The 13,477-nt window shown below is 68.3% G+C and carries 9 protein-coding genes and 1 pseudogene; 7 read left to right on the top strand and 3 right to left on the bottom strand.

The features are described 5' to 3' along the window. Nucleotide 1 precedes the first annotated feature (1 nt). A complete protein-coding gene (gene queG, locus IG194_RS16070; protein ID WP_058488198.1) occupies nucleotides 2-1,090 on the top strand; it encodes a tRNA epoxyqueuosine(34) reductase QueG in 1,089 nt (362 codons plus the stop codon). A 137-nt stretch (nucleotides 1,091-1,227) separates the two neighbouring features. Here the strand turns inward: queG and orn are convergent, their stop codons facing one another. Beyond that, nucleotides 1,228-1,770 (bottom strand): oligoribonuclease, encoded by a 543-nt coding sequence (gene orn / locus IG194_RS16065; protein ID WP_058488197.1) that lies wholly within the window; start codon nucleotides 1,768-1,770, stop codon nucleotides 1,228-1,230. A gap of 89 nt (nucleotides 1,771-1,859) precedes the next feature. Between orn and rsgA the strand changes: the two genes are divergently transcribed. Further along, a complete protein-coding gene (gene rsgA, locus IG194_RS16060; RefSeq protein ID WP_009613493.1) occupies nucleotides 1,860-2,891 on the top strand; it encodes a small ribosomal subunit biogenesis GTPase RsgA in 1,032 nt (343 codons plus the stop codon). A gap of 46 nt (nucleotides 2,892-2,937) precedes the next feature. Here the strand turns inward: rsgA and motB are convergent, their stop codons facing one another. Next, nucleotides 2,938-3,999 carry a flagellar motor protein MotB gene (gene motB, locus IG194_RS16055; protein WP_058488196.1) on the bottom strand — a complete coding sequence of 354 codons (1,062 nt, stop codon included), beginning with the start codon at nucleotides 3,997-3,999 and terminating at the stop codon, nucleotides 2,938-2,940. A 270-nt stretch (nucleotides 4,000-4,269) separates the two neighbouring features. After that, nucleotides 4,270-5,122: pseudogene (gene motA / locus IG194_RS16050) on the bottom strand (flagellar motor stator protein MotA). A 122-nt stretch (nucleotides 5,123-5,244) separates the two neighbouring features. Between motA and IG194_RS16045 the strand changes: the two are divergent. From IG194_RS16045 to IG194_RS16025, 5 genes are all read left to right on the top strand, one after another. Then, a complete protein-coding gene (locus IG194_RS16045) occupies nucleotides 5,245-6,795 on the top strand; it encodes an HDOD domain-containing protein (RefSeq protein ID WP_058488195.1) in 1,551 nt (516 codons plus the stop codon). A 127-nt stretch (nucleotides 6,796-6,922) separates the two neighbouring features. Continuing rightward, on the top strand, nucleotides 6,923-7,738 hold the full coding sequence (gene rhdA, locus IG194_RS16040; RefSeq protein ID WP_009613500.1) for a thiosulfate sulfurtransferase: 816 nt from the start codon (nucleotides 6,923-6,925) through the stop codon (nucleotides 7,736-7,738). A gap of 3 nt (nucleotides 7,739-7,741) precedes the next feature. Then, nucleotides 7,742-8,611 carry an archaetidylserine decarboxylase gene (gene asd / locus IG194_RS16035; RefSeq protein WP_058488194.1) on the top strand — a complete coding sequence of 290 codons (870 nt, stop codon included), beginning with the start codon at nucleotides 7,742-7,744 and terminating at the stop codon, nucleotides 8,609-8,611. A 184-nt stretch (nucleotides 8,612-8,795) separates the two neighbouring features. Further along, nucleotides 8,796-10,604 (top strand): hypothetical protein, encoded by a 1,809-nt coding sequence (locus IG194_RS16030; RefSeq protein ID WP_058488193.1) that lies wholly within the window; start codon nucleotides 8,796-8,798, stop codon nucleotides 10,602-10,604. 62 nt (nucleotides 10,605-10,666) lie between these two features. Continuing rightward, nucleotides 10,667-12,739: an EAL domain-containing protein gene (locus tag IG194_RS16025; RefSeq protein ID WP_058488192.1), complete on the top strand. Its 2,073-nt coding sequence runs from the start codon at nucleotides 10,667-10,669 to the stop codon at nucleotides 12,737-12,739. Nucleotides 12,740-13,477 lie beyond the last annotated feature (738 nt).

Below are 13,477 nucleotides of genomic sequence, written 5' to 3'. Positions count from 1 at the left end.
CATGCACGATTCCACATCCGATTACAGCGCCATCGCCGAGCGCATCAAGGCCTGGGGCCGCGAGCTGGGCTTCCAGCAGGTCGGCATCGGCGGCCTGGACCTGGCCAGCCACGGCGAGCACCTGCAGCGCTGGCTGGCCGCCGGCTACCACGGCGAGATGGACTACATGGGCGCCCATGGCAGCAAGCGCTGGCGCCCGGACGAGCTGGTGCCCGGCACCCTGCGGGTGGTCTCGCTGCGCATGGACTACCTGCCCGGCGACACGCGCATGGCCCAGCGCCTGGCCGAGCCGGAGAAGGCCTACGTATCGCGCTACGCCCTGGGTCGCGACTACCACAAGCTGGTGCGCAAGCGCCTGCAGCAACTGGCCGAGCGCATCCAGCAGGAGGTCGGCCCGTTCGGCTACCGCGCCTTCGTCGACAGCGCGCCGGTGCTGGAAAAAGCCATCGGCGAACAGGCCGGGCTCGGCTGGATCGGCAAGAACACCCTGCTGCTCAACCGCAAGGCCGGCAGCTACTTCTTCCTCGGTGAGCTCTTCACCGACCTGCCGCTGCCCCTGGACGAGCCCCACGGCAGCGAGCACTGCGGGCGTTGCAGCGCCTGCCTGGAGATCTGCCCGACCAACGCCTTCGTCGGCCCCTACGTGCTGGACGCGCGGCGCTGCATCTCCTACCTGACCATCGAGCTGAAGGGCCCGATCCCCGAGGAACTGCGCGCGCCCATGGGCAACCGGGTGTTCGGCTGCGACGACTGCCAGATCGTCTGCCCGTGGAACCGCTTCGCCCGGCCCAGCGAGCAGGGCGACTTCCAGCCGCGCCACGGTCTGGACAATGCCGAGCTGGCCGAGCTGTTCCTCTGGAGCGAAGAAGAATTCCTCAGCCGCACCGAAGGCTCGCCGCTACGCCGCGCGGGCTATGAGCGGTGGCTGCGCAACCTGGCGGTGGGGTTGGGTAATGCGCCTTCAAGCATTCCGGTGATAGAGGCGCTGAAGGCGCGGCGGGAGTTTCCGTCGGAGCTGGTGCGCGAGCACGTCGAGTGGGCGCTGCGGCGGCATGGGATCGCCCCTACATCTTCCGGCAATGCCCCGTAGGATGGCGTTGAGCGAAGCGATACCCATCGCCATGACCGCATGGGTATCGCTTCGCTCAACCCATCCTACGAAAAGCACTTCGGCGCAGTAGGCGCAGACAGTTGCTCCTACGACCGCGCTTCCCCTGCTACTGCGGTTCAGACCTTGATGAAGGTCTCGCGGTAATAGCGCAGCTCGGCGATGGATTCGCGGATGTCGTCCAGCGCCAGGTGGGTGTTGCCCTTCTTGAAGCCATCCCGCACCTGCGGAGCCCAGCGCGCCGCCAGTTCCTTGAGGGTGGAGACATCCAGGTTGCGGTAGTGGAAGTAGGCCTCCAGCTTCGGCATGTACCTATAGAGGAAGCGGCGGTCCTGGCAGATGCTGTTGCCGCAGATCGGCGAGGCGCGCTTGGGCACCCATTTTTCCAGGAAGGCCAGGGTCATGGCCTCGGCCTGGGCGGCGTCGGTGATGCTTTCGCGCACGCGCTGGGTCAGGCCCGACTGGCCGTGCTGGCGGGTGTTCCACTCGTCCATGCCGGCGAGGGTCTCCTCGCTCTGGTGCACGGCGATCACCGGGCCTTCCGCGAGAATGTTCAGCTCGCTGTCGGTGACGATGGTGGCCATTTCGATGATCACGTCCCGGTCCGGGTCCAGGCCGGTCATCTCCAGGTCGATCCAGATCAGGTTCTGTGGGTTCTGCATGCTGCGCTCCTAGGCTCAAGCCCTCTAGTTTAGCGGGAAGAGCGAATGCGCATGCTAAACTCGCCGGCGATTTTTCCCGTGGATTGCATATGGCCAAGCGTCATCTCACCCGCCGGCAGAGCTGGCGCATCGAAAAGATCCAGGAAGAGCGCGCCGCGCGTGCCGCCAAGCGCGAGTCACGCGCCCTGGAGGAGCTGGAAGGCGGCGACCTGGGGCCGGAGCAGAACGGCCTGGTGATCGCCCACTTCGGCGTCCAGGTGGAAGTCGAGGCGCTGGAGGGCGAGCACGCCGGCGAGGTGCTGCGCTGCCACCTGCGCGCCAACCTGCCGCCACTGGTGACCGGCGACCGCGTGGTCTGGCGCCCGGGCAACCAGGGCATCGGCGTGATAGTCGCGCAGCTGCCGCGCACCTCCGAGCTGTGCCGCCCGGACATGCGCGGCCTGCTCAAGCCGGTGGCGGCCAACGTCGACCGCATCGTCATCGTCTTCGCCCCGCGGCCCGAGCCCCACGCCAACCTGATCGACCGCTACCTGATCGCCGCCGAGCACGCCGGCATCCAGCCGCTGCTGCTGCTGAACAAGGCCGACCTGATCGACGAGCAGAACGCCGAGCAGATCGACGCCCTGCTGGGCACCTACCGCGACCTGGGCTACCCGCTGCTGGAGGTCTCGGCCTTCAACGGCCTGGCCATGGACGCCCTGCGCGCGGCGCTGAACGATCACGTCAGCGTGTTCGTCGGCCAGTCCGGGGTGGGCAAGTCGTCGCTGGTCAACGCCCTGCTACCGGGGGTGGACACCCGCGTCGGCGACCTCTCGGAGATCACCGGCAAGGGCACCCACACCACCACCACGGCGCGGCTGTTCCACTTCCCCGCCGGCGGCGACCTGATCGACTCCCCCGGCATCCGCGAATTCGGCCTGGGGCACGTCACTCGCGACGACGTCGAGGCCGGCTTCATCGAGTTCCGCGACCTGCTCGGGCACTGCCGCTTCCGCGACTGCAAGCACGACCGCGAGCCCGGCTGCGCGCTGCTCAAGGCTCTGGAGGAAGGCCGCATCAGCCCGCAGCGCATGGCCAGTTATCGGCACATTCTCGCCAGCCTGCCGGAAACGGATTACTGATCGACACCCGCACTCCGACAGCCTTGTCGGAGCGCCAGGCCCGCCTTCACTGCTTCTTCAGCTCGTCCAGCTTCAGCTTGCCGTCATCGAACAGGTTGAGCTTCTCGCGCACCTGTTCGGCGGGCAGCGGCTGGGACGCGGGCGCGGCGCCCTGGGGCGGCGTCGGCGCGGCCCCGGCTGGCGTTGCCGCCCCGGCAGGAGAAGTGGCCGGCTGGCTGGCCGACGGCTCCTCGGCGGTGCCGTCCTGGCCCTCGATGGCGCGTTGCGCACGCTTGGTCAGGACGATGATGTCGATGCGCCGGTTCACCGGGTTCAGCGGGTTCTTGCGGTCGAACAGTTGCGACGAGGCGTAGCCCACCACCCGGGCGATCTGCCCTTCCGGATAGCCGCCGGCCACCAGGGCGCGGCGCGCGGCGTTGGCGCGGTTGGCCGACAGCTCCCAGTTGCCGAACTCGTCGCCGGCGTAGGGCTTGGCGTCGGTGTGGCCGCTGATGCTGATCTTGTTCGGCACCTGCTTGATGGTCTCGGCCATGGCCAGCAGGATGTCCTCGAAGTACGGCTGCAGGCGCGCGCTGCCCAGGTCGAACATCGGCCGGTTCTCGGCGTCGACGATCTGGATGCGCAGGCCGTCGCGGGTGATCTCGAACAGAATCTGGTCCTTGAAGCGGCGCAGCGTGGGGTTCTCGTCGACCTTGTTCTGCAACTCCTGGAGCAGCAGTTCCAGGCGCTCGTGCTCGATCTGCTCGGCCTGGCGCTCGGCTTCGGCGGGGTTGACCTCCTTCTCCGACTCCGGGCTGATGCGCGTCTCGTCCGCCTCCGGCTGCGCCTGGATCTGCGGGTTTAGGGTCTTGTCCGGGGCCGGCGTCGGCGTGCCGCCGAGGTCGATCACGTAGGGGCTGGCGCTCTCGGTGAAGCCGATGGGGTCCTGGAAGTAGCCGGAAATCGCCTTCTTCTGCTCAGGGGTGGCCGAGGACAGCAGCCACAACACCAGGAAGAACGCCATCATCGCCGTGGCGAAGTCGGCGAAGGCGATCTTCCAGGAGCCGCCGTGGTGGCCGGCGGCGTAGCGCTTGACGCGCTTGACGATGATCGGCTGGTTGTTGTCCATGCGATTAGTGTCTGATGGTGTTTCGACGCGAGCCGCGTTGCCGCGTCAAATCACGCCAGGCTAGGCGCGGGACGCAGGCAATGGTCGCCCCCTTGGCAAGTCCCGCAACGACGCATGGCGTGATTTGCCGCACAACCCGAAGGGACGGGCCGCATTTTGCGCAGTGCCGCGTTACTCGTCGTTCATTTGGAATCACCAAATCTCTCTCCTCGCGCCTTGCCCTGCGCAAAATGCGGCTCCGTCGCGGCCGTGTCGAAACGCCATCAGACACTACCTCCCGCGCACCGCCTGCTCGAGCTCGCTGAAGCTCGGACGGTGCGCCGGCAGCAGCACCTTGCGGCCGAACTCCACCGCCAGCGACGGCGGCATGCCCGAGGCCGAGGCCACCAGGCAAGCCTTGATCGCCTCGTAGAGGTTCAGCTCTTCCTTGGCGTCGTGCTCCAGGGCGTTGGACAGCGGGCCGACGAAGCCGTAGGCGGCGAGGATACCGAGGAAGGTGCCGACCAGCGCCGCGGCGACGTGGTGGCCGATCTCCGCCTGGCTGCCCTGGCCGAGCAGAGCCATGGTGATCACGATGCCGAGCACCGCGGCGACGATACCGAAGCCGGGCAGCGCGTCGGCGACGCGGGTCACGGCGTGGGACGGGTGCTCCAGGTCTTCCTTGAGGCTGCCCAGTTCCATGTCGAACAGGCCTTCCAGCTCGTGGGGGGGCCATGTTGCCGGAGGACATGATGCGCAGGTAGTCGCAGATGTAGGCGGTCATGCGCTCGTCCTTCAGCACCGCCGGGTACTTGCTGAAGATGGGGCTGGAAGCGGGTTCCTCGAGGTCGGCCTCGATGGCCATCATGCCTTCGCGGCGGCTCTTGTTGAGGATCTCGTAGAGCATCCCCAGCACTTCCAGGTAGAAGACGTGGGTGAAGCGGTTGCTGAACATCTTCGGCGCCTTCTTCAGCACCGTCATGAAGGTGCTGCCGGGGTTCGCCTGGAGGAAGGCGCCCAGCGCGGCGCCACCGATGATCAGCACTTCGAAGGGCTGCACGATGGCCATGATCTTGCCGCCGGAGAGCAGGTAGCCGCCGAGGACGCTGCCCAGCAGGACAATGATGCCGATGATTTTTGCCATTGAAGAGTCGACTGGAACGGTGGACGGGACGGGAGCGCCAATATGCGCCACCCTCTTGTTATCGGAGAAACCGCGCAAGACTATAGGCTGCAAATTGTAAAAACCAGTTCGGCGGCCCAAGCATGCCCATCCAGACACCCGACCCGCAGCGCCTCGCCTCCTGGCTCCAGTTGCTGGAGGAGTTGCCGCTGCCGGTACCCGCCGAACAGCACGAGCGCGTGCGCCGCGCCCTGGCGGACAACCGCCGGTCCCTGCGCGACATCGTCGACCTGCTGCAGGACAGCCCCACCCTGGCCCTGGCCATCCTGCGCGAGGCCAACCGCGCGCGCATGGCCCAGGACAACCCGGCGGAAAGCCTGGAAGTGGCCCTCAGCCGCCTCGGCCTGGTGCGCGCCACGGCCCTGCTGGAGAGCCTGCCCAGCGTGCCCGAGGCGCAGATGCCGCCGGCCCTGGGGCAGATGCTGCTGATCAGCCGCCACGCCATGCAGCAGGCCAGCGGCCTGTTCGCCAGCCGCCTGGCGCGCCTGTGGCAGGAAATCCACTGGGGCAGCCTGTTCATCCTGGCGCCGGTCTGGGCCCTGGCCACGGCGCGCCCGGACCTGCTCGAAGAATGGCAACAGCAGGTGCTCGGCGAAGGCCGCGCCAGCGCCGAGGTGGAGCAGGAGCTGCTGGGCATGCGCCTGCTGCCGCTGTGCGCGGCCCTGGCCGAGCGCTGGCGCCTGCCGGAGTGGATCGGCCAGGGCCTGCGCCTGCTCGGCGAGGACCACGAACTGCTGGTCCGCGCCCTGCACCTGGCCCACGCCGAAAGCGAGCCGCTGGCCCAGCAACAGCGCCTGGACGCCGATCCCGAGCTGGCGCGCTGGCTGACGCGCCCGGCCAACACCATCCTCCTGGCCAACAGCCTGGCGATGGCCGCGCACCAGTCCTGGGGCGGGCCGCACATGCTGCGCTGGCAGCGGCTCACCGCGCTCTACCTGCAGGAGCCGCTGGAGGCGCTGCAGCAGCAGGTTCACGCCCTGGCCGTGGAGAGCGCCCGCAAGGACGCCGACGCCCGCTACTGGCACCCGGCCCAGGCGCTGCTCTGGCCCTGGGACAGCCAACGCTGGCTGCCGCGCCACGCGCCCACGTCCGAGCCTACGGCGGCGAACGCTCCCGCCCCCGCCGCCGGCAACCCAGAACAATGGCGCCGGCTGTGCGCCGAACTGCTGCGCACGCCCAGCCCGTTCGGCAACCTGGTGCCGCTGCTGGAATGCGCCAGCGAAGCCCTGCACGCCTGCGGCCTGGGCCGCGCCGTGCTGCTGCTCGCCGACCGCCAGCAAAACCTGCTGCAGGCCCGCCGCAGCTTCGGCCTGGCCCCCGCGGAGCAGAACCTGCAACTGCCGGTGGCCGGCAGCCAGTTGCTGCGCCGCCTGCTGGAACGCCCGGCGCGCCTGCACCTCACCCCGGCCAACATGGCCGAGTACTCCGCGCTGCTGCCCGGCCGCCTGAAGGCGGCGCTGCCCGGCAACCACCTGCTGCTGCGCTCCCTGGCCCGCGGCCAGCGCGTGGTGATGCTGGTGCTCGCCGACCGCAACGGCCACCCCATCGGCGAGGTCCAGGGCCAGGCCTTCGACAAGACCTGCCAGTGCATCGAGCGCGCCCTGCAGCAATTCGGCGCACCTGCGGCCCAGTGACACGCCCTGAAGCGATTGCCCGCCAGCGCCCCGCGCTTTTTCGTTAAACTGCGGGGTTTCGCGGGTAGCCCAGGGCGCCAGCTCACGCCATCCCGTCCCCCGCACCCGCCTTCAGGGAGATGCCGACATGTCCGCCTTTTCCGACCTGCCCCTGGTGATAGAACCGGCCGAGCTGGCCGCCCGCCTCGACGCTCCCGAGCTGATCCTGGTCGACCTGACCAGCCCGGCGCGCTACGCCGAGGGCCACCTGCCCGGCGCCCGCTTCGTCGCCCCCGCGCGCACCCAGTGGGGCCAGCCGCCGGCGCCCGGCCTGCTGCCGGCCAAGGCCGACCTGGAAGCGCTGTTCGGCGAACTGGGGCACAACCCGGACGCCGTATACGTGGTGTACGACGACGAAGGCGGCGGCTGGGCCGGGCGCTTCATCTGGCTGCTGGACGTCATCGGCCACCAGCGTTACCACTACCTGGACGGCGGCCTGCACGCCTGGCTGGCCGAGGGCCGCGAGCTGAGCCAGGCGGTTCCGGCGCCGGCCGGCGGCCCGCTGCCGCTGACGCTGCACGACGAACCCACCGCCACCCGCGAATACCTGCAGAGCCGCCTGGGCGCCGCCGACCTGGCCGTCTGGGACGCGCGCAACCCCAGCGAATACAGCGGCCAGAAGGTGCTGGCGGCCAAGGCCGGACACATCCCCGGCGCGGTCAACTTCGAGTGGACCGCCGGCATGGACGCGGCCCGCGCCCTGCGCATCCGCACCGACATGGCGCAAATCCTTCGCGACCTGGGCATCACCCCGGACAAGGAAGTGATCACCCACTGCCAGACCCACCATCGTTCCGGCTTCACCTACCTGGTGGCCAAGGCCCTCGGCTACCCGCGGGTCAAGGGCTACGCCGGCTCCTGGTCGGAATGGGGCAACCACCCCGACACCCCCGTAGAGGTTTAAGGAATGTCGTTCAAAGATCGTCTGTTCATCCTCGGCCAGTACCTGCTGCCGCATCACCTGCTGTCGCGCCTGATCGGCTGCGCGGCCGAATGCCGCGCCGCCTGGTTCAAGAACCGCCTGATCGGCTGGTTCGCCCGCCGCTACCAGGTCGACATGCGCGAGGCGCTGGTGGAAGACCTGCAGGCCTACGAGCACTTCAACGCCTTCTTCACCCGCGCCCTGAAGGACGGCGCGCGGCCGCTGGACGAAACGCCCGGCGGCGTGCTCTGCCCGGCCGACGGCGCCATCAGCCAGCTCGGCCCGATCGAGCACGGGCGCATCTTCCAGGCCAAGGGCCACAGCTTCAGCCTGACCGCGCTGCTGGGCGGCGACGCCGAGCGCGCCGCGCCCTTCATGGGCGGCAGCTTCGCCACCGTCTACCTCTCGCCCAAGGATTACCACCGCGTGCACATGCCGCTGGCCGGCACCCTGCGCGAGATGGTCTACGTGCCCGGCCGGCTGTTCTCGGTGAACCAGCTCACCGCCGAGCAGGTGCCGGAACTCTTCGCCCGCAACGAGCGGGTGGTCTGCCTGTTCGACACCGAACGCGGGCCCATGGCCGTGGTGTTGGTGGGCGCGATGATCGTCGCCTCGGTGGAAACCGTGTGGGCCGGCCTGGTCACGCCGCCGAAGCGCGAGCTGAAGGCCTTCGCCTACGACGAAGCGGCCCGCCAGCCCATCCACCTGGAAAAAGGCGCGGAACTGGGGCGCTTCAAACTGGGCTCCACCGCCATAGTGCTGTTCGGCCCCGAGCAGGTCGCCTGGGCCGAACAACTGGCCGCCGGCAGCCCGGTGCGCATGGGCCAGTTGCTGGGCAACGCCCGCCAGGCGTGAGCCGGCGCAGGCCGGGCAGCCTGTATCCGGCCTGTTACCCGAAAGCCAACGGCAGGCCCGCTCCCCAACCAGGGAACGGGCTGCCTTCTCAGGTGGATACTGCTAGAGTTTGGAAAAAACCGGCGCCCAAGACCGGCACAACGGTCCAGCGAACGGCCCAGATCGTGGAGCACCTCATCCGACCATGGACAATACGAGTCCCCAGCAATTGCTGCGCGTCCCCACCCCGACGCAGGAAAGCCTGAGCTTCTGCAACGTCACTGCGCGCGACATCAAATACTGGCTGGACCACCTGCCCAAGGCCAACCTCGGCGAGACCGCGCGCCAGCTCTACCAGGGCCTGATCGAGCTGAACCAGCTGAAGCTCCCGGTGGAAGCCCGCCTGCAGCTGCTGGAGCTGTTCCGCCCGGAAGTCCAGTCGGTCTGCCACAACCTCGAACGCCACTTCCTCAACCACTCCATCGTCCTCGACGAGCGCCCGCGCAAGGTCGCCAACCTCTGCCAGGCCCTGCAGAACCACCTGGCCGTCGGCTACAAGCTGGTGGTGGTGCGCGAGGCGCCGCGCTTCACCCGCGAACGCGCGCAAATCCTCACCCTCGCCCTGCAACGGGCGATCCGCAGCCTGTGCGGCCCGCTGATCCGCGCCCAGCAGCTCTACTGCCCGGTGCCGGAAAGCCTGTGGCTGGAGCTGCACCAGCTCTACCAACTGGCGCGCAGCAAGGGCGTGCAGGCCCTGGCGGTCCGCGACGACCTGGCCAAGCAGGGCAACACCCTGACCGTGGAGCAGGCCTACCTGGTGGCCCTGCTGCTGGGCTGCGCCCGCTGCAACCAGATGCGCCAGGCCGGCATCGCCCAATTGGCCGATGCCCTGGAGGCCTGGGGTTCATTGGTGCGCCTGCAGGAAGCCGACCTGCCGTCCAGCCTGTTCGTGGTCGCCCCGCAGGTGGACGGCCCGCCGCGCTACCGTTCGCTGTACAAGGCCGGCGACCTGCACAACGGCCTGGGCATGGACCCGCAGCGCCTGGTGGCGGCGATCAAGGAGTACATGAACGCCCCCGCCGAGCAACGCGACAAGCTGCCGCTCAAGGGGGGCGAGCGCATCAGCGTCGACCTGCTGCAGCACCTGGCCAGCGCCTGGGGCGACATCGCCGAGCGCAGCTTCCAGCGCACCTCCGGCCAGGGCCAGCTGACCCTCTGCATCGGCATGAGCGCGCTGCACTACTACCTGTCCGGCCGGCGCCCGTTCGCCGACCTGCTCAAGCTGCCCGAACCGGTGCAGGCGACCTTCCAGGCGGAAGTGAACGACGCCTGGGCCAATGCCTTCGACGCGCAGAAGGTCACCGACTGGCAACCGGGCATGCCGCTGGAGGAAATCGAATACCAGCCGCTGCGGACGGCGGAGCAAGGCTCGGCCGACGCCGCCGAATCGGCGACCTGCGACGAGTACCCGGTCTTCGCCCTGCCCATCGTCAACCACAGCCCAGGCGGCTATTGCCTGACCTGGCCGAAGGAAATCCCCAGCCAGTTGCAGGCCGGCGAACTGCTCGGCATCCAGGACGTTCCCGGCCAGGGCTGGAGCATCGCAGTGGTGCGCTGGATCCGCCAGGTCCGCGGCGGCGGCACGCAGATGGGCATCGAGCTGATCGCCCCCATCGCCCAGCCCTGCGGCCTGCAACTGCTGCGCAAGTCGGAGCAGAGCAGCCACTACCTGCGCGCCCTGCTGCTGCCGGAAATCGCCGCCATCTCGCGGCCGGCGACGCTGATCTCGCCGCGACTGCCGTTCCAGGAAGGCAGCCGCGTGCAGATCAACCTGCACGGCGAGGAACGTCGCGCCACCCTGACACGCAAGCTCACCGCCACCGGCAGTTTCAGCCAGTTCGAATACAGTACCCAGGAACGTCCGAAGGGCGCCGACGATAAGCCCGTCACAGGAGCGAACGGCCACACGGGGCACGGGGAGGAAGACTTTGACTCACTCTGGAAGTCGCTGTAGATTCGGCCGCACTCCATTCGTCGCCTCCTGGCTGCCGTCCGGCGCGCCATAAGCAGCTCTTCATGGCCAATGAAAAGAAAACCGTCCGCCTGCTGATCCTGGAAGACTCGCAGAACGAGGCCGAACGTCTGGTCAGCCTGTTCCGCAACGCCGGGCGTGCGACCCGCGTCCACCGCGTGACCTCCAGCGAAGACCTCGGCGAAGCCCTGCAACAGACCTGGGACCTGCTGATCGCCGCCCCGCAAAGCAGCGCGCTGGCGCCGGAGGAGGCCCTGGCCAGCCTGCGCCGCCAGGCCAAGGACATCCCCTTCATCCAACTGGTCGAAGGCAACGATTCCGACAGCATCACCGAGGCCCTGGCCCTGGGCGCCCAGGACGCCCTGCCCCAGGGCGAGGACGAGCGCCTGGTGCTGGTGGCCAACCGCGAACTTGCCGCCCTGGAGGAACGCCGCGCCCGGCGCACCGCCGAGGTCGCCCTGCGCGAGGCGGAAAAGCGCTGCCAGCTGCTGCTGGACAGCTCGGTGGACGCCATCACCTACGTCCACGACGGCATGCACATCTACGCCAACCGCGCCTACGTCGCGATGTTCGGCTACGAGGACGCCGAGGAACTGGAAGGCCTGCCGATGATCGACCTGATCGCCGCCGCCGACCAAGCCACCTTCAAGGACTTCCTCAAGGGCTACCAGCACGGCGAGGGCGACAACGAACTGCTGTGCGACGGCGTGCGCGTCGACGGCCAGAGGTTCCGCGCGCGCATGGGCTTCTCGCCGGCCACCTACGACGGCGAACCGTGCATCCAGGTGGTGATCCGCGCCGAGCAGGACAACAGCGAGCTGCAGGAGAAGCTGCGCGAGGTCAGCAGCCAGGACCTGGTCACCGGCCTGTTCAACCGCGCCCACTTCCTCGACCTGATGGATGCCGCCGTGGAGCGCGCCGTCACCGCCGGCCAGCCGGCCACCCTCGCCTACCTGCTGCTCGACCGCGCGCAGCACCTGCAGCTGAGCCTGGGCATCGCCAGCATCGACCTGCTGCTGGCCGACCTCGCCCACCTGCTGCGCGAGCACTTCCCCGAGAGCGTGCAGTTGGCCCGCTTCAGCGACGACGCCTTCAGCGTGCTGCTCGACGGCCAGACGCCGGAACAGAGCAAGGCCCTGTTCGCCAGCCTGCTGAAGAAGGTCGAGGGCCACCTGTTCGACATCCACGGGCGCACCGCCCAGGTCACCCTGTCGATCGGCTGCGCCGGGCTCGACGAAAAGACCAGTCGCGCCCAGGACGTCATCGACCGCGCCCATCGCTGCGCCGACGAAATCGCCCAGGCCGAGGGCAACGGCATCAAACTCTACGACCCGGCCGACGAACTGGCCGCCGCCGCCAGCCGCGGCGACCTGCTGGCGATCATCCAGCAGGCGCTGGAGAAGAATGCCTTCCGCCTGCTGTTCCAGCCGATCATCAGCCTGCGCGGCGACAGCCACGAGCTGTACGAAGTGCTGCTGCGCCTGCTCAACCCGCAGGGCGAGGAAGTGCCCGCCGCCGACTTCTTCGGCGCGGCCAAGGCCGGCGGCCTGGCCGAGCGCATCGACCGCTGGGTGCTGCTCAACTCCATCAAGCTGCTCGCCGAACACCGCGCCAAGGGCCACAACACCAAGCTCTTCGTGCACCTGTCCGGCCCCAGCCTGCAGGACGCCGGGCTGCTGCCCTGGCTGGCGGTGGCGCTGAAAGCCGCGCGCCTGCCGGCCGACTCGCTGATCCTGCAGGTCAGCGAAACCGACGCCGTGGCCCACCTCAAGCAAGCCAAGGCGCTGAGCCAGGGCCTGGCCGAGCTGCACTGCCAGGTCGCCCTCGGCCAGTTCGGCTGCGCGCTGAACCCGTTCAACACGCTCAAGCACATGAACGTCGACTTCGTGAAGATCGACGGCTCCTACGTGCAGGACCTCAGCCGTCCGGAGAACCAGGAAAACCTGCGCACCCTGATGGCCAGCCTGCACGCCCAGGCCAAGCTGACCATAGTGCCCATGGTGGAAAGCGCCACGGCCCTGGCCACCCTCTGGCAGGCCGGCGCCAACTACATCCAGGGCCGCTACCTGCAGGGCCCGAGCCAGGCGATGGATTACGACTTCTCTTCGGAGGAGTGATCCGCTCCCGCGCCTTCCGGCAAACGCAGGATGGGTCGAACGAAGCGATACCCATCAATCACCACGGCCGCATGGGTTTCGTAAACTCAACCCATCCTACGAAAGGCACCTCGGCGCACGGATTCATTTGTAGGCGGGCCCTGCCCGCGAATCGCGCGCAGGGCGCGCTCCTACAGGTCGACACCAAGCTCCGTAGCGGGTGATCGGTAGGGCGCAAACCGTTCGCGGTTATCCGCCGATACTCCTGTGCCTTCCGACAAACGTAGGATGGGTTGAGCGAAGCGATACCCATCACCACGGCCGCATGGGTTTCATAAACTCAACCCATCCTACGAAAGACACATCGGCGCACGGATTCATTTGTAGGGCAGGCCCTGCCCGCGAATCGCGCGCAGGGCGCGCTCCTACAGGTCGACACCGAACCCCGTGGCGGGGCCTCGGTAGGGCGCAAACCGTTCGCAGTTATCCGCCGATACTCCTGTGCCTTCCGGCAAACGTAGGATGGGTTGAGCGAAGCGATACCCATCACCACGGCCGCATGGGTTTCGTAAACTCAACCCATCCAACGAAAGACACGTCGGCGCACAGATTCACTTGTAGGAGCGGGCCCTGCCCGCGAATCGCGCGCAGGGCGCGCTCCTACAGGTCGACACCAAGCTCCGTAGCGGGTAATCGGTAGGGCGCATAACCGTTCGCGGTTATCCGCCGATACACCAACAGCCGGAAGCAGCGGACACC

Origin of the sequence: Pseudomonas sp. ADPe, from assembly GCF_014843515.1 — a bacterium.
Taxonomy (GTDB): domain Bacteria; phylum Pseudomonadota; class Gammaproteobacteria; order Pseudomonadales; family Pseudomonadaceae; genus Pseudomonas; species Pseudomonas citronellolis.
The sequence above is the reverse complement of the archived record's forward strand: the minus strand, read 5'-3'. Positions and strand labels throughout refer to the sequence as shown.

Excerpts from the sequence above, each read along its gene's own strand:
- IG194_RS16025 (WP_058488192.1), top strand. The coding sequence starts at position 10,667 with ATGGCCAATGAAAAGAAAACCGTCCGCCTGCTGATCCTGGAAGACTCG.
- rhdA (WP_009613500.1), top strand. The coding sequence starts at position 6,923 with ATGTCCGCCTTTTCCGACCTGCCCCTGGTGATAGAACCGGCCGAGCTG.
- rsgA (WP_009613493.1), top strand. The coding sequence starts at position 1,860 with ATGGCCAAGCGTCATCTCACCCGCCGGCAGAGCTGGCGCATCGAAAAG.
- asd (WP_058488194.1), top strand. The coding sequence starts at position 7,742 with ATGTCGTTCAAAGATCGTCTGTTCATCCTCGGCCAGTACCTGCTGCCG.
- IG194_RS16045 (WP_058488195.1), top strand. The coding sequence starts at position 5,245 with ATGCCCATCCAGACACCCGACCCGCAGCGCCTCGCCTCCTGGCTCCAG.
- IG194_RS16030 (WP_058488193.1), top strand. The coding sequence starts at position 8,796 with ATGGACAATACGAGTCCCCAGCAATTGCTGCGCGTCCCCACCCCGACG.
- queG (WP_058488198.1), top strand. The coding sequence starts at position 2 with ATGCACGATTCCACATCCGATTACAGCGCCATCGCCGAGCGCATCAAG.
- orn (WP_058488197.1), bottom strand. The coding sequence starts at position 1,770 with ATGCAGAACCCACAGAACCTGATCTGGATCGACCTGGAGATGACCGGC.
- motB (WP_058488196.1), bottom strand. The coding sequence starts at position 3,999 with ATGGACAACAACCAGCCGATCATCGTCAAGCGCGTCAAGCGCTACGCC.